At 72.7% G+C, this 24,570-nt stretch carries 30 protein-coding genes and 2 tRNA genes; 13 read left to right on the top strand and 19 right to left on the bottom strand.

The window, feature by feature from the left end:
• Positions 1-68 precede the first annotated feature (68 nt).
• Positions 69-692, top strand: coding sequence for a TetR/AcrR family transcriptional regulator (locus tag GA0070612_RS10810; RefSeq protein ID WP_088987791.1), 624 nt, complete (start codon positions 69-71; stop codon positions 690-692).
• Positions 693-704: 12 nt separating this feature from the next.
• Here the strand turns inward: GA0070612_RS10810 and GA0070612_RS10805 are convergent, their stop codons facing one another.
• Together GA0070612_RS10805 and GA0070612_RS10800 are read right to left on the bottom strand one after the other, a co-directional pair.
• Positions 705-1,214: a GNAT family N-acetyltransferase gene (locus GA0070612_RS10805; protein ID WP_088987790.1), complete on the bottom strand. Its 510-nt coding sequence runs from the start codon at positions 1,212-1,214 to the stop codon at positions 705-707.
• A complete protein-coding gene (locus tag GA0070612_RS10800) occupies positions 1,211-1,426 on the bottom strand; it encodes a biotin/lipoyl-binding carrier protein (protein ID WP_088987789.1) in 216 nt (71 codons plus the stop codon). The genes GA0070612_RS10805 and GA0070612_RS10800 overlap by 4 nt, the downstream gene beginning before the upstream one ends.
• A 226-nt stretch (positions 1,427-1,652) precedes the next feature.
• Here GA0070612_RS10800 and GA0070612_RS33010 point away from each other — a divergent pair, with 226 nt between their 5' ends.
• On the top strand, positions 1,653-1,727 hold the full coding sequence (locus GA0070612_RS33010) for a 50S ribosomal protein bL37 (RefSeq protein WP_369814844.1): 75 nt from the start codon (positions 1,653-1,655) through the stop codon (positions 1,725-1,727).
• Between the two features lie 122 nt (positions 1,728-1,849).
• Here the strand turns inward: GA0070612_RS33010 and rsrA are convergent, their stop codons facing one another.
• The 5 genes from rsrA to GA0070612_RS10775 form a co-directional block, all read right to left on the bottom strand.
• The gene (gene rsrA / locus GA0070612_RS10795) at positions 1,850-2,137 is read right to left on the bottom strand and encodes a mycothiol system anti-sigma-R factor (protein ID WP_030336658.1); all 288 of its coding nucleotides are present in this window, start codon (positions 2,135-2,137) and stop codon (positions 1,850-1,852) included.
• A 1-nt stretch (position 2,138) separates the two neighbouring features.
• Complete coding sequence (locus GA0070612_RS10790; RefSeq protein ID WP_088987788.1) at positions 2,139-2,966, bottom strand: sigma-70 family RNA polymerase sigma factor; 828 nt, start codon at positions 2,964-2,966, stop codon at positions 2,139-2,141.
• A gap of 333 nt (positions 2,967-3,299) precedes the next feature.
• Entirely contained in the window at positions 3,300-3,917 is a 618-nt protein-coding gene (locus GA0070612_RS10785; protein ID WP_088987787.1) for an alpha/beta hydrolase family protein, read from the bottom strand.
• Between the two features lie 51 nt (positions 3,918-3,968).
• Complete coding sequence (locus tag GA0070612_RS10780) at positions 3,969-4,361, bottom strand: WhiB family transcriptional regulator (protein ID WP_088987786.1); 393 nt, start codon at positions 4,359-4,361, stop codon at positions 3,969-3,971.
• 196 nt (positions 4,362-4,557) lie between these two features.
• On the bottom strand, positions 4,558-5,268 hold the full coding sequence (locus GA0070612_RS10775; protein ID WP_088987785.1) for an SOS response-associated peptidase: 711 nt from the start codon (positions 5,266-5,268) through the stop codon (positions 4,558-4,560).
• Between the two features lie 103 nt (positions 5,269-5,371).
• Between GA0070612_RS10775 and aroA the strand changes: the two genes are divergently transcribed.
• From aroA to GA0070612_RS10755, 4 genes are all read left to right on the top strand, one after another.
• Positions 5,372-6,670, top strand: a complete 1,299-nt coding sequence (aroA, locus tag GA0070612_RS10770) for a 3-phosphoshikimate 1-carboxyvinyltransferase (RefSeq protein ID WP_088987784.1) — start codon at positions 5,372-5,374, stop codon at positions 6,668-6,670.
• Positions 6,671-6,796: 126 nt separating this feature from the next.
• The gene (rsgA, locus tag GA0070612_RS10765; RefSeq protein ID WP_088987783.1) at positions 6,797-7,807 is read left to right on the top strand and encodes a ribosome small subunit-dependent GTPase A; all 1,011 of its coding nucleotides are present in this window, start codon (positions 6,797-6,799) and stop codon (positions 7,805-7,807) included.
• A 28-nt stretch (positions 7,808-7,835) separates the two neighbouring features.
• Positions 7,836-8,654, top strand: a complete 819-nt coding sequence (gene hisN / locus GA0070612_RS10760; RefSeq protein ID WP_088987782.1) for a histidinol-phosphatase — start codon at positions 7,836-7,838, stop codon at positions 8,652-8,654.
• Between the two features lie 59 nt (positions 8,655-8,713).
• Entirely contained in the window at positions 8,714-9,568 is an 855-nt protein-coding gene (locus tag GA0070612_RS10755) for a hypothetical protein (RefSeq protein WP_231924617.1), read from the top strand.
• Between the two features lie 68 nt (positions 9,569-9,636).
• Here GA0070612_RS10755 and GA0070612_RS10750 read toward each other — a convergent pair whose 3' ends face one another.
• Positions 9,637-10,836: a glycosyltransferase gene (locus tag GA0070612_RS10750; protein WP_088987780.1), complete on the bottom strand. Its 1,200-nt coding sequence runs from the start codon at positions 10,834-10,836 to the stop codon at positions 9,637-9,639.
• A 224-nt stretch (positions 10,837-11,060) separates the two neighbouring features.
• Here GA0070612_RS10750 and GA0070612_RS10745 point away from each other — a divergent pair, with 224 nt between their 5' ends.
• The 3 genes from GA0070612_RS10745 (at position 11,061) to GA0070612_RS10735 (ending at position 13,635) form a co-directional block, all read left to right on the top strand.
• The gene (locus tag GA0070612_RS10745) at positions 11,061-12,059 is read left to right on the top strand and encodes an SDR family oxidoreductase (protein ID WP_088987779.1); all 999 of its coding nucleotides are present in this window, start codon (positions 11,061-11,063) and stop codon (positions 12,057-12,059) included.
• Positions 12,059-12,973, top strand: coding sequence for an ATP-binding protein (locus GA0070612_RS10740; RefSeq protein WP_088987778.1), 915 nt, complete (start codon positions 12,059-12,061; stop codon positions 12,971-12,973). Before GA0070612_RS10745 ends, GA0070612_RS10740 begins: the two co-directional genes overlap by 1 nt.
• Before the next feature lie 89 nt (positions 12,974-13,062).
• On the top strand, positions 13,063-13,635 hold the full coding sequence (locus GA0070612_RS10735; protein ID WP_088987777.1) for a DUF5709 domain-containing protein: 573 nt from the start codon (positions 13,063-13,065) through the stop codon (positions 13,633-13,635).
• A gap of 23 nt (positions 13,636-13,658) precedes the next feature.
• On the opposite strand, the gene GA0070612_RS10730 is transcribed toward GA0070612_RS10735, so the two are convergent.
• Together GA0070612_RS10730 and macS are read right to left on the bottom strand one after the other, a co-directional pair.
• Positions 13,659-14,312: a response regulator gene (locus GA0070612_RS10730; RefSeq protein ID WP_088987776.1), complete on the bottom strand. Its 654-nt coding sequence runs from the start codon at positions 14,310-14,312 to the stop codon at positions 13,659-13,661.
• A gap of 14 nt (positions 14,313-14,326) precedes the next feature.
• Positions 14,327-15,466 (bottom strand): MacS family sensor histidine kinase, encoded by a 1,140-nt coding sequence (macS, locus tag GA0070612_RS10725; RefSeq protein ID WP_088987775.1) that lies wholly within the window; start codon positions 15,464-15,466, stop codon positions 14,327-14,329.
• Positions 15,467-15,586: 120 nt separating this feature from the next.
• Here macS and GA0070612_RS10720 point away from each other — a divergent pair, with 120 nt between their 5' ends.
• Entirely contained in the window at positions 15,587-16,042 is a 456-nt protein-coding gene (locus GA0070612_RS10720) for an ATP-binding protein (protein ID WP_088987774.1), read from the top strand.
• 28 nt (positions 16,043-16,070) lie between these two features.
• Here GA0070612_RS10720 and GA0070612_RS10715 read toward each other — a convergent pair whose 3' ends face one another.
• Positions 16,071-17,009, bottom strand: a complete 939-nt coding sequence (locus GA0070612_RS10715) for a ribose-phosphate diphosphokinase (protein ID WP_088987773.1) — start codon at positions 17,007-17,009, stop codon at positions 16,071-16,073.
• Between the two features lie 102 nt (positions 17,010-17,111).
• Between GA0070612_RS10715 and glpK the strand changes: the two genes are divergently transcribed.
• The gene (glpK, locus tag GA0070612_RS10710; protein WP_088991395.1) at positions 17,112-18,596 is read left to right on the top strand and encodes a glycerol kinase GlpK; all 1,485 of its coding nucleotides are present in this window, start codon (positions 17,112-17,114) and stop codon (positions 18,594-18,596) included.
• A 2-nt stretch (positions 18,597-18,598) separates the two neighbouring features.
• On the opposite strand, the gene GA0070612_RS10705 is transcribed toward glpK, so the two are convergent.
• The 3 genes from GA0070612_RS10705 to GA0070612_RS10695 form a co-directional block, all read right to left on the bottom strand.
• The gene (locus tag GA0070612_RS10705) at positions 18,599-18,763 is read right to left on the bottom strand and encodes a DUF397 domain-containing protein (RefSeq protein WP_231924526.1); all 165 of its coding nucleotides are present in this window, start codon (positions 18,761-18,763) and stop codon (positions 18,599-18,601) included.
• A gap of 26 nt (positions 18,764-18,789) precedes the next feature.
• The gene (locus GA0070612_RS10700) at positions 18,790-19,572 is read right to left on the bottom strand and encodes a helix-turn-helix domain-containing protein (RefSeq protein WP_088987771.1); all 783 of its coding nucleotides are present in this window, start codon (positions 19,570-19,572) and stop codon (positions 18,790-18,792) included.
• Between the two features lie 94 nt (positions 19,573-19,666).
• On the bottom strand, positions 19,667-20,500 hold the full coding sequence (locus tag GA0070612_RS10695) for a phosphoribosylaminoimidazolesuccinocarboxamide synthase (RefSeq protein WP_088987770.1): 834 nt from the start codon (positions 20,498-20,500) through the stop codon (positions 19,667-19,669).
• A gap of 139 nt (positions 20,501-20,639) precedes the next feature.
• Between GA0070612_RS10695 and GA0070612_RS10690 the strand changes: the two genes are divergently transcribed.
• The gene (locus GA0070612_RS10690) at positions 20,640-21,971 is read left to right on the top strand and encodes an ABC transporter substrate-binding protein (protein WP_231924525.1); all 1,332 of its coding nucleotides are present in this window, start codon (positions 20,640-20,642) and stop codon (positions 21,969-21,971) included.
• 86 nt (positions 21,972-22,057) lie between these two features.
• On the opposite strand, the gene GA0070612_RS10685 is transcribed toward GA0070612_RS10690, so the two are convergent.
• Complete coding sequence (locus GA0070612_RS10685) at positions 22,058-22,306, bottom strand: hypothetical protein (protein ID WP_088987768.1); 249 nt, start codon at positions 22,304-22,306, stop codon at positions 22,058-22,060.
• On the opposite strand from GA0070612_RS10685, the gene GA0070612_RS10680 reads away from it, so the two are divergent.
• Positions 22,307-22,507, top strand: a complete 201-nt coding sequence (locus GA0070612_RS10680) for a hypothetical protein (protein WP_088987767.1) — start codon at positions 22,307-22,309, stop codon at positions 22,505-22,507.
• 103 nt (positions 22,508-22,610) lie between these two features.
• Here the strand turns inward: GA0070612_RS10680 and GA0070612_RS10675 are convergent.
• The 4 genes from GA0070612_RS10675 to GA0070612_RS10660 form a co-directional block, all read right to left on the bottom strand.
• Positions 22,611-22,684: transfer RNA gene (locus GA0070612_RS10675), tRNA-Met, on the bottom strand.
• A 123-nt stretch (positions 22,685-22,807) separates the two neighbouring features.
• Positions 22,808-22,881: transfer RNA gene (locus tag GA0070612_RS10670), tRNA-Met, on the bottom strand.
• Positions 22,882-22,967: 86 nt separating this feature from the next.
• Positions 22,968-23,909 carry a hypothetical protein gene (locus GA0070612_RS10665; RefSeq protein WP_088987766.1) on the bottom strand — a complete coding sequence of 314 codons (942 nt, stop codon included), beginning with the start codon at positions 23,907-23,909 and terminating at the stop codon, positions 22,968-22,970.
• The gene (locus GA0070612_RS10660; RefSeq protein ID WP_088987765.1) at positions 23,899-24,408 is read right to left on the bottom strand and encodes a SigE family RNA polymerase sigma factor; all 510 of its coding nucleotides are present in this window, start codon (positions 24,406-24,408) and stop codon (positions 23,899-23,901) included. Before GA0070612_RS10660 ends, GA0070612_RS10665 begins: the two co-directional genes overlap by 11 nt.
• Positions 24,409-24,570 lie beyond the last annotated feature (162 nt).

Below are 24,570 nucleotides of genomic sequence, written 5' to 3'. Positions count from 1 at the left end.
GCTAGTCACCTTACTAGCCGCACGGTAAGTTGGCACCAACGAGCGGTCAAGCCAATTGGGGGGCGTGGGTGAGGGAGAGCACAGGCGGCACGCGGGAGCGGATCAAGGCCGTCGCGCTCGAGCTCTTCACCGAGCAGGGGTACGAGAAGACCTCGCTGCGGGAGATCGCCGAGCGCCTCAACGTCACCAAGGCCGCGCTCTACTACCACTTCAAGAGCAAGGACGACATCGTCGCCAGCTTCGTCGAGGACCGGCTGGTGCAGATCGACGCGCTGACCGCCTGGGCCGCGTCGCAGCCCGCGACCCTGGACACCCGGCGCGAGCTCGTCTCCCGCTACGCCGACACGATGTTCAGCGGCGAGATGCCGTCGGTGATGCGGTTCTTCGAGCAGAACCAGACCGTGCTGAAGAGTCTCGCCGCCGGCCAGCAGATGCGCGGCCGGATGATGACGCTCGCCGACGCGCTGTGCCGGGGCGACGACTCCCCCGCCGCCCAACTGCGCGCCACCCTGTCCCTGTTCGCGGTGCACGGCAGCTGGTTCGCGCTCCGCGCCCCGCACATCAGCGACGACGAACGCCGCAAGCTCGCCCTGGAGGTCGCCGACGAGCTGCTGGCCGCCATCGGCACAGAGCACGCCCCGCCGGCCGATCCGAGCGCGACTCCGCACCAGGACGCGCCCGGCCCGGGCTGATCCGCCGGGCGGTCAGCCGCGCGTGAGGTCCAACCGCAGACCGAGCAGATCCACCCCCGGCGCCGGCGACCAGTCCTTCCCCGGCGCGCGGGCGAACCCGAGCCGCGAATAGAGCCGGTGGGCCGGGAGAGCCATCCCGGCGCGGACACAGATCACCACCGCCACGCAGCCCAACTCGCTCGCGCGCGCGACGCACGCCCGCGCCAGCGCGGCGCCCACGCCCCGCCCCTGGGCGCCCGGGTCGACCGCGAGCATCCGGAACTCCGCCTCACCCGGCCCGGACAGCTCCGCGAAGCGGGTGCCCGGCAGCACGAAGGTCACCGAGCCGAGCACCGCGTCGGTCGCCTCGTCAACGGCGACCAGCACCTCGCCACTGTCGGCCCGGGTCGACACGTCGGCCAGCACCGCGCCGTACCCGTGCTCGCCCTTGAGCTGACCGTCCGCCTCGTACGCGGCCACCGTCAGCCGGGCCACCGCCGGGAAGTCGGCCGGCTCGGCAGGACGGACCCGCAGCCCGGTCAAGCAATCACCGCGATCAGGTCGCCGTCCTGCACGACGTCGCCCTCGTGCACGGCGAGCTGCTGGATCACACCCTCGGACTCGGCGACGACCGGGATCTCCATCTTCATCGACTCGAGGATCACCAGGGTGTCGCCCTCGGCCACCGTGTCACCAGCCGTGGCGACGACCTTCCAGACGTTCGCCACCATCTCGGCGCGGATCTCCTCGGCCATGTCCGGGCCCTCCCTCTTCGCGATGTGTCTGCCGTCGTATCCAATCATGCGCCGGACGGCGGTGAGCGGACAGCGGCACAGCCGGATGCCACATCCGCCCTGGGGAAGGCGACGGGTGTCGACAGCACTACCATCAGCGGGTCGGACCCGACGCCGGACGGCCGGTGGGTGCACCCGCGCCGAGGTCGTGCGCAGGACGGATCCGACCCATCACGAGGAGGTCAGCATGGCGAAGAAGTCCCGCAAGAAGAAGGCCCGTAAGAAGAGCGCCGCGAACCACGGCAAGCGTCCCAACTCCTGACCGGGTCGACGGGCCGGCGGCCCGTCACCGATCAGCCCCACCCGGCGGACGCCGGGCACACCGGTGGCCCGGGTCCACGTCGACCCGGGCCACCGGTGTTGGTCCGTCAGATGTGCTGACGCTCAGTCGGCCAGCTCGCGGGAGTCACTGGTCTCGAAGACCACCAACTCGGTGAGCTTGACCCGAAGCCGTTCGCGCAGCTCGTCCGGCGCGGTCTCGTTGCCGCAGCAACGCGCCACCAGCGCCCGCACCTCCTGCTCCAGCCCGTACTCACGCAGGCAGGGCCCGCACTCGTCGAGGTGGTGCCGGATCAGGGAGCGCCGCTCGTCGGCGCACTCCAGATCCAGGTAGAGGTAGACCTCCGCGAGCACCTCGCGGCAGTCTGTCTCGTGCGGCTCCCCACAGCTCACGTCACACCTCCTGGCCGGCAGCGGCGGTGCTGGAGCCCTTGGACGAGCGGGCGGCACTGAAGCCCCGCTCCCCGGCGTAGCGCTCAAGCAGCTTGCGCAGATTACGACGGCCCCGGTGCAGACGCGACATCACGGTGCCGATCGGCGTGCCCATGATGTCCGCGACCTCCTTGTACGAGAAGCCCTCGACATCGGTCAGGTAGACGGCCAGGCGGAACTCCTCCGGCAACTGCTGGAGGGCCTCCTTCACGTCGCTGTCCGGGAGCCGGTCCAGTGCCTCGGTCTCCGCCGAACGCAACCCGCTGGAGGTGTGCGACTCGGCCTCGGCGAGCTGCCAGTCGGTGATCTCCTCGGTCGGCGCCTGGATCGGTTGGCGCTGCCGCTTGCGGTAGGAGTTGATGTAGGTGTTGGTCAGGATCCGGTAGAGCCAGGCCTTCAGGTTCGTGCCCTGCTCGAACTGGTGGAAGGCCGCGTACGCCTTCAGGTACGTCTCCTGGACCAGGTCCTCGGCATCCGCCGGGTTGCGTGTCATCCGCAGCCCAGCAGCGTAGAGCTGATCGACGAATGGCATCGCGTCCCGCTCGAATCGGGCCCTGCGCTCGTCCGTCTTCTCGGTGGTCAACCGCACATCCCCTCGCGTCGGATGCTTTCCCGCCGAGGATACGCGTACGGACCTGCCCGCAGATTCACTTCCGGCTGGTGTGCCCGTGCTCACCACGCCAGCCCCGCCCGGTCCCGCCGTCGCAGGCCATTCCGGTCCATCCAGCAGCCGCTTCAGCTGCCGGGCGTCCCGCTCGTCCCGTTTCAGGCTCCGTGTCTCGGTCGGCACCGGTCACCCCCCTCGCAGAAAAGTCGTCCGGGGTCTGTAACGCGAGATGACCACTGGGGCATTCCGTCCGGGCCTTCCCGTTCCTGGTCCCGGCCCCGACGGCGGCCGGCGCTGGGACCAGGAAGGGCCTGGGAGGACTGGCGCCTCCGGCTCGAACCGGCCCGGTGGCACCATCCGATGCAACGACCCTTGCCCGGCACCGGAAACGGTCGCCGGCACAGCCGCACAGCCCTGCAGCGAAACGGTCGCCGGCACAGTGGCACAGCCCGGCACCTCGGTCGCCGGGCACAGCCGCACAGCCCGGCAGCGGAAACGGTCGCCGGGCCGAGCCGCTCAGTCGGCCGCCCAGCCCTGGGCCCGCAGCCAGTCCCGCACGACGGTCGCCGTGCCCGCCGGATCGCGCCGCAGGTCGTGCGTCTCCCCCGGACGGCTCACCACCTGCACGCCCTGCGTCGGCTCCGGCGTACCGAACGGATCCCGGTCACCGTTGACGACGAGCGTCGGCAGGCCGGTGGCCAGTTCGGCGGCGCGCGAACGCTCCGGCCGTCCGGGCGGGTGCAGCGGGAAGGCCAACGCGACCACGCCGGCCGCGCCCACCGCACGCGCCGTCCGACAGGCCACCCGGGCACCGCTGGAACGACCTCCGACCAGCACCGTCGGCGCGTCGGCGTGCCGATCGCGCAACACGGCGAGCACCGCCGTCCAGGCCTCGTCGAGGTGACCCGCGGGCGCGGGCGCACGTCGACCGGCGACCCGGTAGGGCTGGGTCACCCGGACCACCGCCAGGCCGGCCGCGACCGACGCGTCGGAGACCGCGAGCAGGTCGGGTGCGTCGACGCTGCCGCCCGCCCCGTGACCGAGCACGAGCAGCGCGGTCGCCGGGCGGGTCGGCAGGTCGGTGGTGATCCCCGCCGGACCGCGCGGGGTGTCTATCTGGTCGCTGGTCGGCACCGGCCCATTCTGCGCCGCGTCCGGGACGCCCGGTGGTGGACCGGGCCGCTGTCAGCTGAGCGGCACCAGGGTGAGTAGCCGGTCCCGCACCGGCGGACCGGCGTCGTCGACGGCGTCCGGGTCAGGTTCGACCTCGCCCCGCCAGGCCACCAGCATCGCCCGCCGCTCGCGCGGCGTGGTCGCCCCCCAGACGCCGTGGCAGTCACCGACGTCCAGGGCCCAGGCCAGGCAGGACCCTTGCACATCACAACTGCGGCACAGCGCGACGGCAGCGTCCGCTGGCTCGTTCGGCGCCGGAAAGAATGTCTCCGGATCGACGCTCTGACAGGTGCCTCTGGTGCGCCACGCGTCGTCTTGTCGTCGTTCCCGCAATGCCCGCAGCAGTCGCGGATCTCGCCGCGCCGCTGCCACCTCGTGCGGCCGGGGCATACGCGCCCGTGTCATCCACCCACCTCCCCCGTGGGACCGGCAAGATCGGTGGACGTCGTCCGCCCCGTGCGAATCGACAGCCACTACCGGCGCTGTGTTCTATCGCACTTCGCAACACCGGGACAAGGGTCTGCCGGGAACATGACTGAATAGTCGGGAGACGAATCGCGCACAATGCTGTCAAATCGGTGCCCGACGATATGCCGGCACCTCAGAACAGCGTCAACTCCTGTGGCGTTACCACCGGCGCGACCGTCACCCGGTCGATCAGGTGCGGGCCGTCGTTACGGACGTCGCCCACCGCGGGCCCCACCGGGCGGATCTCCAAACCCGCCGACTGCTCGGCCGACGCCGGGACGAGCAACCGCTCCGGCTCGTCCGTCGGCGCGAGCCACGACGACCACGACCCGGGCGGCAGCAGCACCGGCATCCGGTCATGGACCTCGGCCAGGTCGCCGAGCGCGGCGGTGGTCAGCACGCTGAAGGTGAGTCGGGAGTCGGCGCCGGACTCCCAGACCGACCAGATGCCGGCCAGGGCGAGCACCGAGCCGTCCGTGGGCGTCATGTAGTAGGGCTGCCGCCCGCCGTCCGGCCGACGGACCCACTCGTACCAGCCGTCGGCCGGAACCAGGCAACGGCGGCGGGAGAACGACCCGGCGTACGCCCGGCTGGTGGCCACCGTCTCCGCCCGCGCGTTGATCATGCGGGCGGCCCCGGCGGCGGACCGGGACCAGTGCGGCAGCAGGCCCCAGCGGCCCACGCAGAGACTGCGATGCCCCTCCGGGCTGACCCGGACCAGCGGCACCCGATCGGTCGGCGCGACGTTGTGATCCGGTCGGAGCAGGCCGTCGGTGTCGTCGGACGCCTCGAACAGCGCGCTGAGCTCGCCGGAGCTCCGGGTCGTCGCGTACCTGCCGCACATGGGGCACACGCTAACGCGTCGGAGGCCCTTTCGGCTGTCCCGCCAACCGGGAGTACGACCGCCGGCCCCCGCCGCCCAGCAGCCGACACGGCAGAATGTAACCGTGGGGAATCTAACCGCGACCCGGCCGTCGCAGCCGTGGACCGCACCGACCGCGTCCGACCCGGTGACGGCGACGCTGCGCCTGCCCGGTTCCAAGTCGATGACCGCGCGCGCCCTGGTGCTCAGCGCGCTGGCTGCCGGCCCGTCGACGCTGGCCCGGCCGCTGCGCGCCCGCGACACCGAGTTGATGGCCGCCGGCCTGCGCGGAATGGGCGCGCACGTGTCGATCAGCGACGACGAGCGCTGGCTGGTCCGGCCGCACCCGCTGGTCGGCCCCGCCCACGTCGACGTGGGGCTGGCCGGCACCGTGATGCGGTTCGTGCCGCCCGTGGCGGGCCTGGCCGACGGGCAGGTCACCTTCGACGGCGACCCCTACGTCCGCACCCGCCCCCTCGGCCCGCTGATCGCCGCGCTGCGCTCGCTGGGCGTCCGGATCGACGTCACCGGCAGCGGCAGCCTGCCGTTGACCGTGCTCGGCACCGGCCGGATCACCGGCGGTGAGGTGGTGATCGACGCGTCCGCCTCCAGCCAACTGGTCTCCGGGTTGCTGCTGGCCGCCCCGCGCTTCGACCGGGGGGTCGTGGTGCGCCACGTCGGCCCGCCGGTGCCGTCCGCGCCGCACCTGCGGATGACCGTGCAGATGCTGCGGGCCGCGGGCGCGGCGGTCGACGACAGCACCCCCGACGTCTGGGCCGTCGAGCCCGGCCCGCTCACCGGGCGCGCCTGGGAGATCGAGCCGGACCTCTCCGGCGCGGTGCCGTTCTTCGCCGCTGCCCTGGTCACCGGAGGTGAGGTGACCCTCCAGGGCTGGCCGCACAGCAGCGCGCAACCGGTCGAGCAGCTCCGCTCGCTGCTGCAACGGATGGGCGGGGAGGTCACCCTGTCCACCGACGGCCTGACCGTGCGGGGCACCGGCGTGGTGCACGGCCTGACCGCCGACCTGTCCGACGTCGGCGAGCTGACCCTGGTGCTGACCGCGCTGGCCATGCTGGCCGACTCGCCGTCGGTCTTCACCGGCGTCGGGCACATCCGCGGCCACGAAACCGACCGGCTCGCCGCGCTGGCGCGGGAGTTCAGCGGGCTCGGGGCGGACATCACCGAGACCCCGGACGGGTTGGAGATCCGGCCCCGCCCCCTGCGCGGTGGGACCTTCCGCACCTACCAGGATCACCGCATGGCGCACGCCGCCGCGGTCACCGGGCTCGCCGTTCCCGGCATCGAGCTGGACGACGTGGGGTGTACCTCCAAGACGATGCCCGAGTTCCCGGCACTATGGTCAGCGATGGTGACCGGCAAGTGAGCTGACGCGAGAAGAGGACAGGTCCTGGCGACCAAACGGCGGGAGTACGACGAGGACGACGTACGGGTCAGGCCCGGAAAGTCGTCACGTCCACGTACGCGCACCCGACCTCGGCACTCCGACGCCGTGGACGGCTTCGTCATCGCCGTCGACCGGGGGCGCTACACCTGCGTGCTGTCCGGTGCCGAACGCGGCGTCGTCGGGGCCGAACTGCCCACGGTGACCGCGATGCGCGCCCGTGAGCTGGGCCGCAAGTCGGTGGTGGTGGGCGACCGGGTCAGCCTGGTCGGGGACACGTCCGGCACGGAGGGCGCGCTGGCCCGCATCGTCCGGATCGCCGACCGCCGCTCGGTCCTGCGCCGCACCGCCGATGACGACGAGACCACCGCAGAGGGCCGGTTGGAACGGGTGGTGGTGGCCAACGCCGACCAGTTGGTGATCGTCAGCGCGTTGGCCGACCCACCGCCGCGTACCGGGTTCATCGACCGCTGCCTGGTGGCCGCGTACGACGCGGACGTCGAGCCGCTGCTCTGCCTCACCAAGGCCGACCTGGCCGGGCCGGAGGAGGTGCTCGGCTACTACACCGAGCTGGAGCTGCCGTACGTGCTGAACCGCCCGGACTCCGACCTCGACGCGCTCCGCGCGCTGCTCAGCGGCAAGGTGTCGGTGCTGGTCGGGCACTCCGGCGTGGGCAAGTCGACGCTCGTCAACCGCCTCGTCCCGGACGCCGCCCGCGCGGTCGGCGTGGTGAGCGCCATCGGCCGCGGACGGCACACCTCCACCAGCGCGGTGGCGCTGCGACTGCCACCGGTGCCCGGGGTCGACACCGACCCGGGCTGGATCATCGACACCCCCGGCATCCGCAGCTTCGGGTTGGCCCACGTGTCCGCCGACAGCCTGCTGCACGGCTTCCCCGACCTGGTCGAGGGCACCGTCGACTGCCCGCCCAACTGCCAGCACACGGCCGACGAGACCGACTGCGCGCTCGACGCCTGGGTGGCCTCCGGCAAGGCCGACCCACGCCGGCTGGCGTCGTACCGCCGGCTGCTGGCCTCGCGCGCCGGCGAGGGCGACGCGCGCGGTGAGAGCGACCAGCGCGGGCCGGGCGAGGGTGACCGGCGCGGGCCCGACGAGTGAGCCGGCGGGCGTCGGCTAGGTTGCCGGGATGACCGGGTACGCCGACGACCTCGCCCTCGCCCACCAGCTCGCCGACCGGGCCGACGCCATCTCCACGGCCCGGTTCCGGGCACTCGACCTGCGCGTCGAGGCGAAACCCGACCTGACACCGGTCTCCGACGCGGACACCGCAGTGGAGCGGGAGATCCGCGCCCTGCTGACCGAGCACCGGCCGACGGACGGGTTGCTGGGTGAGGAGTACGGCGCCGGGCCGTCGACCGACCCGGCCGGCCGCCGATGGATCATCGACCCGATCGACGGCACCAAGAACTTCGTCCGCGGTGTGCCGGTCTGGGCCACCCTGATCGCCCTCTACGACGGTGACCGGCCGGCGGTCGGTGTGGTGTCCGCGCCGGCGCTGGGGCGACGCTGGTGGGCGAGTGCCGGCGCGGGCGCGTACGCCGGATCGGGCGCGACCGACGGCGAGCGGATCGGCGTGTCGGCGGTACGTGCGGTGGCCGACGCCAGCGTCTGCTACTCCTCCCTGACCGGCTGGGAACGCGCCGGGCTGCTCGACGCGATGCTCGACCTGATGCGCGACGGTTGGCGCAGCCGGGCGTACGGCGACTTCTACGGCTACATGCTGCTGGCCGAGGGAGCACTGGACGTGATGGTCGAGCCGGAGTTGTCGCTGTGGGACGTGGCGGCGCTGGTGCCGATCATCACCGAGGCGGGTGGCACGGTCACGGATCTGGACGGTCGGCCGTCCCCGTCCGGCGACCCCGGCACCGACAGCAGTGTGGTGGCCACCAACGGTGTGCTGCACGCCGACATCCTCGCCCGGCTCGATCGGCCAGCCGAGCGCTGACACCCGGCAACCTCTATCCTCGCCAGGTGGTCTCCTCCGGTTGGTGCTTCCTCGCGACGATGATCGTCGCGTACGGCTTCGCCAACCTCCTCCAGTCGGTGGCCGCAGCCCGCACCACGGTCCACCACACCTTCGATCCGGGCCTGCTGCTGCGCCTCGCCGGACACCGGACCTACCTGGTCGGCCTGGGCTGCCAGATCGCGGGCTTCGTGTTCGCCTTCCTGGCCCGGCGGGATCTCCCGCTGTTCCTCGTGCAGGCCAGCGTGGCGGCCGGGCTCGGGGTGACCGCGATCCTCGGCGTGCTGGTGCTGAAGTGGCGACTGCCGGCGGCGGAGGTGGTGCTGCTCGCGCTGCTCTTCGCCGGGATCACCGCGTTGGTGCTGTCCGCCCGCCCGGCGCCGTCGCGGCAGCTCGGCACGGCCGGCTCGATCGCCCTGCTGGTGGCCCTCGGCGTCATCGCGGTGCTCGGCGTCTTCGCCGTCCGGCTGCACGGGGCGCCGGGGTCGGTGGCCCTCGGCTCGCTGGCCGGGTTGGCGTTCAGCTCGGCCGCGGTCGCCGCCCGGCCGCTGGCATCCGCGCCGTCGGCCGAGGCGTTCCTCACCGACCCGCTGTTCTACCTGCTGATCGTTCACTCGGTCGTCGGTCAACTGCTGCTCGGCCTGGCCATGCAGCGCGGCTCGACGACGGCGGCGGTCGCCGCGATGGACGCCGCCGGCGCGGTGCCGGCCGCGATCGTCGGCCTGCTGCTGCTCAACGACAAGATCTGGCCGGGCCGGGAGTGGCTGGCGGCCGTCGGATTCCTGGTCACCCTGGCCGCGGTGATCGGCCTGACCCGGTACGCGGAGCCGCAGCAGCAGCGCTCGGTGCCACCCCGCCGGGACCGGGCCATGGCCATCGCCACCCGCTCCGGCTGACCCGCGCCCCGCGCCCCGCGCACGCAGGGCCCGACGCGGCGCGGCCCGACGCGGGCGGCTCCGACGTTCTAGGCTTCGACCGGCTTGCGGCGGCTCACCACCCGCTCGTAGAGCCGCTCCAACGCGCCGGCGGTCCGCTCCCACGTGTAGCTGCTGCGGACCCGGTCCACCGCCGCGTGCCCGTACGCGAACCGGCCGGCGTTGTCGGCGAGCAGCCGACGCAGCGAGATACCGAGCGCCCGCACGTCGCCGGGGGGTACCAGCCGGCCGGTGACCTCGTCGACGACCGCGTCCGCCAGGCCGCCCATGGCGTAGCCGATCACCGGTACGCCGCAGGCCATCGCCTCCAACGAGACCCGCCCGGCTGAGGAGTAGTGCGGCGTGCAGGCGACCACGTCCGCCGACCTGTACCAGGTGGCCATCTGGTCGTGCGGGACCGCACCGACGAGCCGCACCTGGTCGGCGACGCCCACCTGCTCGGCGAGCTCCCGCAGCCGTCGCGCCTCGGCGTGGTTGGCGAGTTGGTCGGTGGGCGGCCCACCGGCGATCACCAGTTCGGCGTCGCCGACCAGCCGCATCGCCCGGATCAGGTCCTCCTGGCCGTGCCCGGCGGAGAGTGAGCCCACCGAGAGGATGCGGGCCCGTTGTTCGCGGGGAGCTGCCTCGCCGTCGGGGTGGAACTGTTCGATGTCGACACCGGCCGGCACCAACGCGACGGAGCTGCGTTGCAGACCCATCCGGGTCAGCTCGTCGACCTCGTCGTTCGACTGGGCGACCGCGATGTCGACAGCCCGGGTCAGCGCCCGTTCCAGGGTGATCCGCTCCCCCGGCCCGTCGTAGTGGCCGCCCAGGTGCCGTAGTTGTTCGACGCCGAGCGAGTGGAACGTCTGCACCACCGGGATGTCGGTCTCCCGGACGGCGTGCGCGGCGGCGAGGCCGCCGACCCAGTAGTGCCCGTGCACCACCTCGGGTCGCCAGGCGCCGGACCACTCGTCGGTCAACCAGCGGCCGAACTCCGTCACGTGGGGGATCAGCTCGGCGGTGGAGAGGGGGGTGGGTGGGCCCGCGGGCACCCGGTGTACCTGGTAGCCGTCGACGTCGGTCGTCGCCGGCAGTCCTGGATCGTCAGTGCGGTCGTAGAGCCGGACGTCGTGGCCCCGTTCGGCCAACTCGGCGGCGACCCGCGCGATGTGCTGGCGGGTGCCGACCGGTGGGCCGTCGGCGTGGCGGTACGAGCTGGCGTGCGCGCAGACGAGGCCGACGCGCATGGGTCACCTCCCTGCGATCTTTTCCTCGGCGGTGGTCCTCCCGGTCAGAGCGTCCCATTAACCCCCGTACCCCGAGCCGAAACCTGGCAGATCAGGAAGAGTCACGACGAGTGCCGCCGACACTTGCGCCACAGCAAGCACAGGTGGCACCCCGGTGACAGTTCGACGATGATCGACAACTGTTCGGTGGTATGACCAGGCCCGGGCGGGGGTACCGCCCAGGAATGCCGCTGACCCGCACCCTCGACGATTCGACCGTGGTGATCACCGGCGCGTCCAGCGGGATCGGCACGGCGACCGCGTACGCGTTGGCCCGCCGGGGCGCCGCCGTCGTCCTGGCCGCCCGCAGCGAGTCGGCCCTGCGACAGGTCGCACACCAGTGCTGGGAGTTGGGCGGCCGGGCGCTGGTCGTACCGACCGATGTCACCGATCTGGAGTCGGTGCGACGGTTGGCCGATCGGGCGGCGGCCGAGTTCGGCCGGATCGACGCCTGGGTGAACAACGCCGCGGTGAGCGCGGTCGGACTGTTCGACGAGATCCCGGTCGCGGAGTTCCGCCGGGTGCTGGAGGTCAACCTGCTCGGCACGGTGCACGGCATCAAGGCCGCCCTGCCCTACCTGGAGGCGGCCGGCGGAGGCGTGCTGGTCAACAACGCCTCGGTGTTGGCCGAGGTGGCGATGCCGTACCAGTCGGCGTACAACGCCACCAAGCACGGCATCCGGGGGTTGGCCGACACGGTCCGGCAGGAGCTGCGCGTCACCGGTCGCGGTCAGATCTCGGTCTGCACCGTGCTGCCGGCCACCATCGACACCCCGTTCTTCCGGCACGCGGCCAACCACACCGGCCGCGAACTGGTGCCACCTCCTCCGATCTACCCGCCGGAGGTGGTGGCCGAGACCATCGTCCGGCTGCTCCGTCGACCGCGCCGGGAGGCGTACGCCGGTGGCGCGGCCCGGCTGCTCGGCCTCCAGTGGCGGCTGGCGCCGGCGCTGGTGGAGCGCACCCTCGGCTGGTACGCCCACCGCACCCAGTTCGGTCCGGGGGCTCGGGTGGACAGCACCGGCAACGTGTTCCACGCTGACGCCGGCGCCCGCCGGGACGGCGGCTGGCAGGGCCGACGGCGTCAGTTGGTGCGGATGACCGCGGCGTTCGGCCTGGCCGCGGCCGGGACGGCGGTCGGCACGATGGCGGCGATCAACCGCCGGTCGCGGTTGGGGCGCTGATGACCGCGACTGAGCGTCCGAACGCGCGAGCGGTGACCGGCGCGCCCGGTGCGGCGATCACGGCGAACTGCCGCGTGGAGGCCGACGAGTCGTCGGCGGTGGTCCGGTTGACGGGTGTGCTCGACGCCGACGGCGCCGAGGCGGTACGTCTCGCGTTGCTCTCCCGGCTCGCCGACCGGCCCGGTCCGGTGGTGGCCGACGTGACCGGGCTGCGGGTGGTCGATCCGACCGTGCGGGGCGTCTTCGCCGAGGTTCGCCGGGAGGTCGCCGACTGGCCGGCAGCGGATCTGCTGCTGTGTGATCCGGCGGTCGTGCCGTCCGATCGCACGGACACGACGCCGCCGGCCGCGCCGGCCGGGGAACCGGCCGCGCCGACACCGGTGGCCGGGTCCGGCACGGTGGCCGGGGCCGCGACAGTAGCCGGGGCCGCGACAGTAGCCGGGGCCGCGACGGTGGCCGGGGTGCCGGCCTGGCCGACGGTGGACGACGCGCTGGCAGCGGTCGCGGCGACGCCACTGGCGGCGGTGCTCACCGCCGACCTGGCCCCTGCGGTGGGAGCTGCCCGGCAGGCCCGCGAGCTGGTCGTCGCCGGTTGCCGCCGCTGGGGCGTGCCGATGTTGATCGACCCGGCGTGCATCGCGATCACCGAAATGGTCAACAACGTGGTGGCGCACGCCCGGACCCAGATGACGGTCCGGCTCGCGCCCCGGGACAGCAGCCTGCACCTGGCCGTCCGGGACCACTCGTCGCACCTGCCCACGTTCGCGGGCCTGTCCCCGCCGGACCGGGCCGGTGGCCGGGGCCTGCTGCTGATCGACACGGTCGCCCGCCGCTGGGGCAGCAGCCCCGCAGGGGACGGCAAGGTCGTCTGGTGCGTTCTGCACCCGGACGACGAGATCGCCCACCGCGACTGACGGGGTGTTCCGTCCCGGGTGCCGGTTTCGCCACCGCACGGTCTGCCGTGCTCCGGTTACGGCGGGAGGGCAGCGGGTAGTGATCAGACATGCGCGACAACGAGTACCCGACCCCCGTGTCCGACACCGAGGCGCAAGGCCTGCCCGACACCGCCGATGACGACTCGACCGCCAACGACGACGTGCTCACCGGGCGCGAGGCGGACGGCCCGGACCCGGCCCAGTTGCCCGGCGACCGGACACCGGTGGCGGTGGACCGGTTCGGGACGACCGCCGAGGAGCAGCTCGACGGGGAGTCGCTGGACTACAAGCTCGGACGAGAGGTCTACGAGCGTCCGGCGGACGACCCGTTGGCCGGGACGATCGACCCGAAGATCGCCTTCGAGGCGGACAACCTGGAGGCCGCAGCGGAGGCCCAGTTGGACGCCGACGTGATGGATCCCGGGCCGACCTCGGACCCGAACTCACCGGTCTCCCTCTACGACCACGGTCAGCTGGGCACGGTCGCTGACGCCACCGTGGGCCGGCTGGTGGAGCCGGACGAGGGGTCGCACACCGACCAGGAGACCGACTCGGTGGCGTACGACGCGGGCTCGGCCGGTGGCGGGGCGACCGCCGAGGAGTTGGCCATCCACGAGACCGAGCCACCGCGCTCGGTCTGACGTCATTCGTCGAGAGCCCGCCGTCAGTCGTCCAGGCCGCGTTCGATGGCGTAACGGGTCAACTCGACCCGGTTGTGCAGTTGCAGCTTGCCCAGGGTGTTCTGCACGTGGTTCTGCACGGTGCGGTGCGACAACCCGAGCCGCTGTGCGATCTGCTTGTACGACAACCCCTTCGCCACCAACCGCAGCACCTCCGTCTCCCGGTCGGTGAGCCGGGGCGTGGCGGGCTCCGCGTCGCCGCTCGGGTCGGCCGTCTGCCCCGGGCTGGCGGCCAGCCGGCGGTATTCGCCGAGGACGAGCCCGGCCAGGCCGGGGGTGAAGACGGTGTCGCCGGCCGCGGTGCGGCGGACCGCTTCGAGGAACTCGGCGGGCGCTGTCGACTTCACCAGGTAGCCGGTGGCCCCCGCCTTGACGGCGTCCAGCACGCTCTGCTGTTCGCCGCTGGCGCTGAGCATCAACACCCGCACGTCGGGTACTGCCGCGCGTAGCCCCAGGATCACCTCGACGCCCGAGATGTCCGGTAGTTGCAGGTCGAGGACGACCACGTCGGGTCGGGCGGCGGCGGCCACCCGGACGGCCTGTCGCCCCTCGCCGCTCGTCGCCACCACCAGGAAGCCCGCCTCGGTGAGGTCACGGGCGACGCCTTCCCGCCACATCGGATGGTCGTCGACCACCATCACCCTCGTCGGGGTCACCGCTGCGCCCTCGGCACCGTCAACTCGATCTCGGTGCCGGCATCGGGAACGGACATGATCCGTACCGTCCCGCCCACGTCGGCCACCCGACCCTGGATCGACTGGGTCACGCCGAGGCGGCCCTGCGCGGCGGCCTCGGCCAGCCGGCCGGCCGGAATGCCCGGCCCTTCGTCGCGGATCGACACGGTCACCGTCGCCCCCTCGTCCTCGATCAACACCCAGGCTCTCCCGCCGGCGTGCCGCCCCACGTTGTCCAGGGCCGCGCCGGTCGCGGCGGCCAGCTCACCGGCCACCCGCCGGGGCAGCGGCACCGGGGTGGCCGGCGCGGAGAGCGCCACCGCCGTCGAGGCGTACCGACCGAGCAGGGTCCGCAGGTCCACCGCCGCCGCCTCGGCGCCGTCCGGCAGCGCGGCGGCGGTCGGGTCGGTGCCGGCGATCAACGCCCGCAACGCGGCCTCCTGCTCACCCGCCAGCCGGGCCAGCTCGCCGGCCTCGCCGGGCAGGTCGGCGCCCCGCCGCTGCACCAGCGCCAGCACCTGGAGCACCGAGTCGTGGATGTCCCGCGCCAGCCTCTCCCGCTCCCGGGTGGCAGCCTCCAACTCCACAGCGCGTTGCAGCCGCTCCTCGGCGCCCACCGCGAGCCGGGCCACGTGCCCCACCACCACTCCGGCGAGCAGCATCAGGATCACCCCGGTGAACGAGGACTGGCCGATGCGCTCCCGGGTGGCCAGGTCCGCGCCGGCCACCAGCAGCGCGGCGATCGTGCCCCGCCGCCGCCCGCCGGAGACCGCCCAGGCCAGCACCGGGCCGGCCATCCAGGCAACCCCCATGGTGGGTACGCCGCCGGCGAGCGCCGCCCGACCGACCACCCACGGGGTGGACAGCACGACGACCAGCACCACTGCGAGGTCGGCCAGTAACAGTGGCCAGCGCCGCCAGGCCGGTCGGGCGTACCCGATCGCGGTCACCCCGGTCCAGGCCGCCATCAGCAGGATCAGGGCACCGACGGCGTACGGGTGGGCGTACTGGTCGACGTCGCGCACCGCGAGCACGCAGACGTACGCCAGGGACGCCATCCGGAACACGGTGAGCGCACGCCACAGCGGCACCTCGAATCCACCCGGCGGCGACGGCATGGCGGTCAGGATGCCACACCTCGTCCGCCCCCACGGCGGGCGGCGAGTGCGGTTCGGGAAACCCTGACGTACGGTGGAAATGCCGCGAAGTACTCCGAGATCCGCCGCCGGGACGGGCCCATGACCAACGCAGATCCACACGCACCGCGTACGGTTGTGCCCATCGAACCTGCCCTCCTGATCGCCGACGCCTTCGACCAGGCCCAGGTGACCGAGATTCGCCACTCGGTCACCTCCTGCGCGCATGCCTCCGGGCTCACCGGCCAACGGCTGGACGACTTCGTGCTCGCGATCAACGAGTTGATCACCAACGCGGTCCGGCACGGTGGCGGGCGCGGATGGTTGCGGCTCTGGCACGAGGCCGACGCGCTGATCTGCGAGGTGGCCGACCACGGGCACGGGATCAGCCCGCAGCGGCTGGGCGACCGCAGTCGGCCGGCCCCGGACACCGCCGGCGGCTGGGGTCTCTGGCTGGCCCGCGAGCTGACCGACGCCATGGAGGTGGTCACCAGCACCGCCGGCACCACTGTCCGCGTCAGCACCGGTCTCGTCAGCCCCGACCGCACCACATACTGATCCGCGCAACGGTGCCGCGTGGCACGGCTCAGCCGAAGAGCGCGGAGACGGACTCCCCGTTGTGGATCCGACGCATGGCCTCGGCCAGGGCGGGCGCCACCGACAGGACCTGCAACTCCGGCACCCGCTTGGCGGCCGGGATGGGCACCGTGTTGGTGCATACGATCTCCAGGACGCCGTCCTGTTCGCTGAGCCGCCGCAGGGCGTCGTCGGAGAAGAGTCCGTGCGTGCAGGCGAGCCGGATCGACCTGACCTTCAGGCCACGCAGGTGCTCCATCAGCTCGACCACGGTGCTGCCCTTGGCGATCTCGTCGTCCAGCACGATGACGTCCCGGTCGGTCACCTCGCCGATCACCGCGCTGATCTTGACCAGGTCGTCGCTGAACCGCTGCTTCGCCCCGGCCGCGACCGGCGTGCCGAGCAGCCGGGCGAAGGCCGCGGCCTCCTTGGCGTTGCCCAGGTCGGGTGAGACCACCACGGTGTTGCTCAGGTCGTAGCGCTGGAAGTGGGTGGCCAGCTCACGCAGCGCGTGCAGGTGGTCCACGGGGACACTGAAGAAGCCGTGCACCTGCGGCGAGTGCAGCGTCATCGCGAGCACCCGGTCCGCCCCGGCCGACGTGAGCAGGTCGGCGACCAACCGGGCGCCGATCGAGATCCGCGGCGCGTCCTTCTTGTCCGAGCGCGCGTACGCGTAGTGCGGCAGCACCACGGTGATCCGGCCGGCGGAGGCGCCCCGCGCCGCGTCGATCATCAGCAGCAACTCGACCAGGTTCTCCTGCACCGGCGGCACCAGCGGCTGGATCAGGAAGACGTCCCGCTCGCGGCAGTTGGCCTGCAGCTGCACTTCCAGGCAGTCGTTCGCGAACCGGGAGACCCGCACCGGATGCAGCGGCACCCCCAGGTGGGCGCAGATCTCGGCAGCCAGGTCGGGATGGGCAGTTCCACTGAAAACGGCGATGTCGCGCACGTTCGCACATCGTAGGGGACGAGGAGCTCGGCGGACGACAGCGGGCCGCAACCGGACGTGACGCAGCTCGCACCGCACCGTCGGTCCGGGTACGGTGCTGCGGTGACCCCCCAGTACGTCGCCGCCATCGACCAGGGCACCACCTCCTCACGGTGCATCGTCTTCGACCACGCCGGGGAGATCGTCGCCGTCGCGCAGCGCGAACACCGGCAGATCTTTCCCCGGCCCGGCTGGGTGGAGCACGACGCCGAGGAGATCTGGGACAACGTCCAGCAGGTCGTCTCCGAGGCGCTGCGGGCCGCCGGCACCGACGCGGCCGGCCTGGCTGCCGTCGGCATCACCAACCAGCGGGAGACCACCGTCGTCTGGGACCGGTCCACCGGCCGCCCGGTGGCCAACGCCATCGTCTGGCAGGACACCCGCACCGGGCCGCTGCTGCGCGAGCTGGCCTCGGCGTACGGCGAGGAGCGATTCCGGGCCCGCACCGGCCTGCCGCTGGCGACCTACTTCGCCGGGCCGAAGCTGCGGTGGCTGCTGGACGAGGTCGACGGTCTGCGCGAGCGCGCCGAGCGCGGCGAGGTCCTCTTCGGCACCATGGACAGCTGGCTGATCTGGAAGCTGACCGGCGAGCACGTCACCGACGTGACGAACGCCAGCCGGACGATGCTGATGGACCTCACCACCCTCGACTGGGCCCCGGACCTCCTGGACGCGATGGGGGTCCCGGCGGCGATGCTGCCCGAGATCCGCTGCTCCGCCGAGGTGTACGGCCACGCCACCGGCGTACTCGCCGGGGTGCCGGTGGCCAGCGCGCTCGGCGACCAGCAGGCCGCCCTGTTCGGGCAGACCTGCTTCCAGCCGGGCGAGGCGAAGTGCACCTACGGCACCGGCAGCTTCCTGCTGCTCAACACCGGTGCCAGCCCGGTCCCGTCGTCGCACGGCCTGCTCACCACGGTCGCCTACCGGATCAAGGACCAACCCCCGGCGTACGCCCTGGAGGGCGCTATCGCCGTCACCGGCTCGCTGGTGCAGTGGCTGCGGGACAACCTCGGGCTGATCTCCACCGCCGCCGAGGTGGAGGAGCTGGCGCGCACCGTGGACGACAACGGCGGTTGCTACGTGGTGCCGGCGTTCTCCGGGCTGTTCGCCCCGCACTGGCGCAGCGACGCCCGCGGGGTGATCGCCGGCCTGACCGGCTACATCACCAAGGGGCACCTGGCGCGGGCGGTGCTGGAGGCGTCGGCGTGGCAGACCCGCGAGGTGGTCGACGCCATGAACGCTGACTCGGATGTGGCGCTGCGCCGGCTGCGGGTGGACGGTGGCATGACCGCCAACGGGCTGCTCATGCAGTTCCTGGCGGACGTGCTCGACGTGCCGGTGGTCCGTTCCCGGATCACCGAGACCACCTGCCTGGGTGCGGCTTACGCGGCCGGGCTGGCGGTCGGTTTCTGGCCGGACCTGGCCACCCTGCGGGCACAGTGGCGCTCCGACGCGCAGTGGGAGCCGGCGATGGCCCCGGAGCTGCGCGAGCAGGAGCTGCGCCAGTGGCACAAGGCCGTACAGCGCACCCTGAACTGGGTGGACTGACCTCAGCGGCCGGTGCGGACTCCCGCCACGAACGCGCGCCAGGCCGTCGGCGCGAAGGTCAGGACGGCACCGGCGCGGTCGGTGGAGTCACGGACCAGCACCTGGCCGGGCAGATTGTCGGCCACCTCGACGCAGGTGTCGCCGCCATTGCCGGATCGGGTCGACACGCGCCACCGAGGGGTGGGGGCGGAGTTCACAGCTCGTTCACCAGCTTTCCGATCAGCTCGACGGACACGCCCGCCGGCAGGGCCTCGCCCAGCAGCGCGTCCCACATCGTCCTGATGGTATCAACGGTGTCGGGCCGGTCGACGATCTGACCGAAGACCCCGTCGACGTAGGTCACCTCGTCGCCGTCGGGCAGCGCGGCCAGCACGAAGCCGCCGGCCAGCCCGGCGTGCGCGCCCACCCCGGCGGGGATCACGTAGAGCCGGATATGGGGCAGGGCGGCCAGCTCGGCCAGCCGTTCCAACTGGGCGAGCTGGACGTCCCGATCGCCGACCACGCGGCGCAGCGCGGCCTCGTCGACGATCGCGGTGAACCGCTTCGGGGCCGGGCCGGTCAGCAGCTCCTGCCGGGCCAGCCGGCCGGCGACCAGTTGGGCGACTCGCTCCGGGGTGTGGGTGCCCTGGGCGCTGAGCACCGCGTGCGCGTATGCCTCGGTCTGGAGCAGGCCCGGCACCAGCGATGGTTGAACGGTGCGGAGAGCGACAGCCTCTGCCTCGATCGCCGGCCACGGCGCGAACCAGGCCGGCGACTCCTGCCGGGCCGCCACCGCCAGCAACTCGGCCAGCAGCCCGCCGGTCTCCAGCGCCGTGTCCGCCGCCTCGGCGAACTGCGGGGTCGGCCGCCGCCGCCCGGTCTCGATCGCCGCGATGGTGGACGGATTCCACCTGATCAGCTCCGCCAGAGCCTCCTGCGAGACGCACGCACCGGCCCGGGCCGCCTTGAGCGCCCTGATCCACATGTCGCCGTTCATCCGACCGCCCCAGACCCCACGAAGAGTGATGGGTCCATCCTCGACGGTGACGTCGGTCAGGTCCAGCAGGTACGGCGAAAGCGCGGTGTCCCGGTCACTCCCAGCGGTTGCCGGTGAGCTTCTCGTAGACGTCGACGTAGCGGGCCCGGGTCGCCTCGACCACCTCGGCCGGCACGTCCGGGGCCGGGGGCTGCTTGTCCCAGCCGCTGCCGGTGGCCCAGTCCCGCACGTACTGCTTGTCGTAGGAGAACTGCACCCGGCCCGGCTGGTACGACTCGGCCGGCCAGAACCGCGACGAGTCGGAGGTGAGCAGCTCGTCGGCGAGGACCAGGGTGCCGTCCGGCGCCCAGCCCAGCTCGATCTTGGTGTCGGCGATCAGGATGCCCCGGTCGGCGGCCAGCTCGGCGCCGCGCCGGTAGATGTCGAGGGTGATCTGCCGCAGTCGCTCGGCGGTGGCCTCGCCCACCTTCGCCACCACGTCGTCGTACGTGATCGGCTCGTCGTGCTCCCCCGCCGGCGCCTTGCTCGACGGCGTGAAGATCGGCTCGGGCAGGATCGACGCCTCGGCGAGCCCGCGCGGGAGGCGTACGCCGGAGACCGCGCCGGTCTGCTCGTACTCCCGTAGCCCGCCGCCGGTGAGGTAGCCGCGGGCGACGCACTCGACCGGGACCATGTCCAGCCGCTGGCAGCGGATCGCCCGCCCGGCGAACTCGGCGGGCACGTCGGTGGCCGAGATGACGTGGTTCGGCACCAGGTCGGCGAGCTGCTCGAACCACCAGAGCGAAAGGGCGGTGAGCAGGCGACCCTTGTCCGGGATCGGCGTCGGCAGCGCCACGTCGTAGATCGAGATGCGGTCCGAGGCCACCAGGATCAGGTCGTCGCCGTCGGCGTAGACGTCCCGGACCTTGCCCGAGTGCAGAAGTTCCACGCGCCCTAGTACACCATGCGACGTCGGTCAGCCCGATTCGACCACCAGCGCGACGGGGTGACCGGACGGACGTTGACACCCTCGTGCGCTGCCTGCGTGAATGGTCCGACCGCTGCCCTCGCAGGTCCAGGAGACCCCCGTGCCCGTTGTACGACCCCCGATCGACCGCCTCGGCGCCGACCCGGGCCGACGCCGACTGCTCGGCGCGCTGCTCGGTGCACCCCTGCTCATGTCAGGTGGGCTCGCCGGATGCAGCGACGGCGCCACCACCTCGACCGAGACGGGGCCGGTCGAGCTGTCGGTCTTCTGGTGGGGCACCGCCAAGCGGGCCGAGATCACCGAGAAGGTGCTGCGGCTCTACTCGGAACGCAACCCCCGGGTCACCTTCCGGGTCACCTGGCAGGGCGCCGAGGGCTACTACGACCGCCTGGCCACCCAGGCGGCGGGTGGGAACGTACCCGACCTGATCCAGATCGACGACGCGATGCTGACCGAGTACGCCCAGCGCCGGATCATCCTCGATCTCAGCGACCGGGTCGCCGACAACCACCTCGACCTGCGGAGCCTGCCGGAGGGGCTGATCCGCTACGGCACTGTCGACGGGCGCACGATGGCGGTGGCCAGCGGGCAGACCCACGTGGGCGTGGTCTTCAACCGGGACCTGCTGCGGGATCTGAAGGTGCCGGAGCCACGCGGCGGGATGACCTGGGCCGAGTACTTCTCCTGGGCGGAGCAGGTCACCGACGCCAGCGACGGCCGGGTGGCCGGCACGATGGACGCGTCGGGCGACTACCGGGCGCTCTGGCTCTGGCTGCGGTCGCAGGGCGGTGAGTTCTACCGGGGCAACCAGATCGGTTTCGGCGCGGACGAACTGATCGCGTGGTTCGAGTTGTGGCAGCGGGCCCGCGCCGGACGGGCCACACCGGGCGGGGCGTTGGTCGAGCAGGCGGACAGCGCGGAGCCGGGTCGGCAACCGGTGGTCACCGGGCTGACCGCCGCGTCCTTCGCCTGGTCCCATCAGCTGCCGGAGCTTCAGCGACTCACCGACGCCGAGCTGGGCCTGACCGGCCTACCGGGGGCACCGGGCGCACAGTGGGCGCGGGCGTCGATGTACTGGGCCGCGTTCCGCGGCACCCGCCACCCGGACGCCGTCATCGACGTGATCAATTTCTTGACCACGAACGGCGAGGCCGGCACCGTGCTGGGCCACGAGCGTGGGCTGAACGCCAGCCTCGCCGTCCGCAGCTACGCCGAGGGCAGCATCACGGACCCGGCCCAGCGACGCGCCGCCGCGTTCGGCGCCAGCATCGCCGACCTGCTCGGGCCGGCGCCGGCGCCACCGCCTCAGGGGCACGCCAAGGTGCGGACCCTGCTGGTCACCGCCGCCGAGCGCATCCGCGTCAAGCGGGACGGCACCCGGGAGGCCACCGCGCGATTCCTGTCCGGGGCCATCGCGGCCCTCGCGGTGTGAGCACCGGCGGCCGGCTCGCGGTGTGAGCACCGGCGGCCGGCTCGCGGGGCCGGCCGCCCAGCCTGGCGTCGCCCGAGGCGGGTGGGTCAGCGGGGCGGACCGCCCCGGCGGTTGCGCATGAGACGCAGCACCAGGAACACGATGATCGCGATCACCACCAGGCAGCAGAGCAGCGGGAGGATCCCGAAGCCGCTGCGGCCGCGTCGCCGGGCCGCCTCCACCACCAGCTCGCCGGTGCCCGTGGACGCCCAGGCCGCGACGGGCACGAAGACCGCCAGCACGGCCCCACCGAGGACCGCGCTGAGCCGGCCCCACCACTTACCGAAGGAAGACATGTGCCCATCCTCGCCGAAGGGCGCAACCTCGGCACGTCGGTCCACGCCGAATCACGGGACCGAGATCGTGGGCAACGTCTCCGCAACGTCACTCTCGTCGCCGCTCTCCTCACCCCGACGGCGGCGCACGGCGCCCCACCGCCACCGGCGACACCCGCCGCCACCGCCACCGGCACCGCGCACCTGTCACGGTCACGCTGATCACGGGCGACCGGACACGCGGCACCGGCCCCCGCGCGGTAGTGCCGGCACGGCGGCACCAAAAAGCCCGACCCCACAGATGGGGTCGGGCTTTTCTCAGTTGTAGCGGGGACAGGATTTGAACCTGCGACCTCTGGGTTATGAGCCCAGCGAGCTACCGAGCTGCTCCACCCCGCGTCGGCCCGTTAAGACTAGCCCATCCGCGCCGACGATGATCAGCGGGGGTCACCGAGCGCCTCCGGGCGATGCCCGCAACGGTGAAAGCCCGCCTCCGGCGAACCGGAGACGGGCTTTCGTTCGTAGCGGGGACAGGATTTGAACCTGCGACCTCTGGGTTATGAGCCCAGCGAGCTACCGAGCTGCTCCACCCCGCGTCGGCTCGATAACCGTAGCGCACCACCCCCGGGCCCCGCAAAACGACATCGGAATCCGCCCGGGGGAGCTACCGGCCACGCCGACGTCAGTCGAGCCAGGCCCGGATGGCGGCGACCGCGCGGCGACTGTCCGCGTCGACCTGGGCCCGCTGGCTGGAGGTGTTCTCCCAACCCTGCTCCCAGAGAATCGTCACCACGTCGCCGATCCGGATCGCCCGGACCAGCCGTACGTCCTCCACGCCGGTCGGATCGCCGTTGACGTCCTGACCTGGGCTGCGCACCTCGAACAGCACCGACTCGTCGCCGTACCCGCTGTCGGCGAGCAGCCGCTGCGTGCTCCGCAACGGCGTGTCGCTGCCCGGCCGCTTCTGCACCGGACAGTCGCGCACCGCCTCCCGCAGCTCGTCCAGCACGTCGTCGGCGCGCCCGGCCCGATAGATGGTGATGGAGTGCGCGTAGGTGCCGTCCGGGACGTACCCCTCACCGGGGTTCTGCGGCAGCTTGTAGATCAGGAGCCGGGTTCGGCGCTGCACCACCGCCTCGCTCGCAAGACGTGCACCGCACAGGCCCGGAAGCGTCTCCAGGTCCCGGAACTCCGGCGCGATGCCGGTCTGGTTGGCCGGCGCGAGCGCGAAGAACGCCCGATCCGGAATGCTGGTCGGCGTACGGGGTGGCGCGCTGGTGGCCCTCGGCAACGCCGACGCCGTACCCGGGGAGCGGCCCGGCGTCGTGGGCGGGACCGGCGGCGACGGTGGCGCGGCTGTCGTGTCCGGCGTCGGTGACACCGGCGGTGACGGGAACGTGGGCGTGCCGGCCGGCGGGGGTACGGTCGTCGTCGCCGGGACGGCAACCACCTGGCTACCGACCGCCACGCCGCCCGCGACCAACGCCACGGCCAGGGCGCCGCCTGTCGCACGCAGACGGGCCCGACGGTCGGCCTGGTGCCGGAGCACGTCCGGGACGGCCAGCGCACGGGTGTCCGCGTCGGCGGCGAGGGACCGGTACATCTCTGACAGTTCACGCGACATCGCTGGCCTCCAGTTCCACGTCGGCGAGATCGGGCAGCAGGGCGGCGAGTCGGGACCGGCCGCGGGAGAGCCAGGACTTCACAGTGCCGACGGGTACGCCCACCTCACGAGCGATCTCGTCGACCGGCATGTCGAACAGGTAGTGCAGAGCCAACGCCTGCCGGTGGGTCGCCGGCACCTGACGCAGCGCCTGGACCAGCAAGACGCTGTCCTCGTTGGGCGGCGCGACCGGCTGTGGGGGCCCGGCGGTCCGCAGCGCGCAGCGCAGGCTGCGCAGCCGCCGCCACCGATCGGTCGCCAACCGGGCCACCACCAGCCGCAGCCAGGCCTCCGGCGCGGGATGCTCGGACAACCGCCCCCACTGTCGCCAGGCCCGGGTGTACGCCTCCTGCACCAGATCCTGCGCCTCGTTGTGGTCACCGGCGACCGCGTAGCCGTACCGCATCATCCGCCGCGCGGTGCTGCGGTAGAAGTCGTCGAAGCTCTGCGCGTCCCTCACGGCTGCTCCCCCTCCGTCCCCACCCCGTTGCACATGAGGACGGTGGAACGTTGTCCCAGGTTGCGGGCCTGCGGCAGGTGTCGGCGAGGTGACAGGCGGGGCGCGTCCGCGGATACGGCGGAGCCCCCGCCGTGCGGACCGTTGCGGTCCGACGACGGGGGC

The organism is Micromonospora chokoriensis, from assembly GCF_900091505.1.
Taxonomy (GTDB): Bacteria; Actinomycetota; Actinomycetes; order Mycobacteriales; family Micromonosporaceae; genus Micromonospora; species Micromonospora chokoriensis.
The sequence above is the reverse complement of the archived record's forward strand: the minus strand, read 5'-3'. Positions and strand labels throughout refer to the sequence as shown.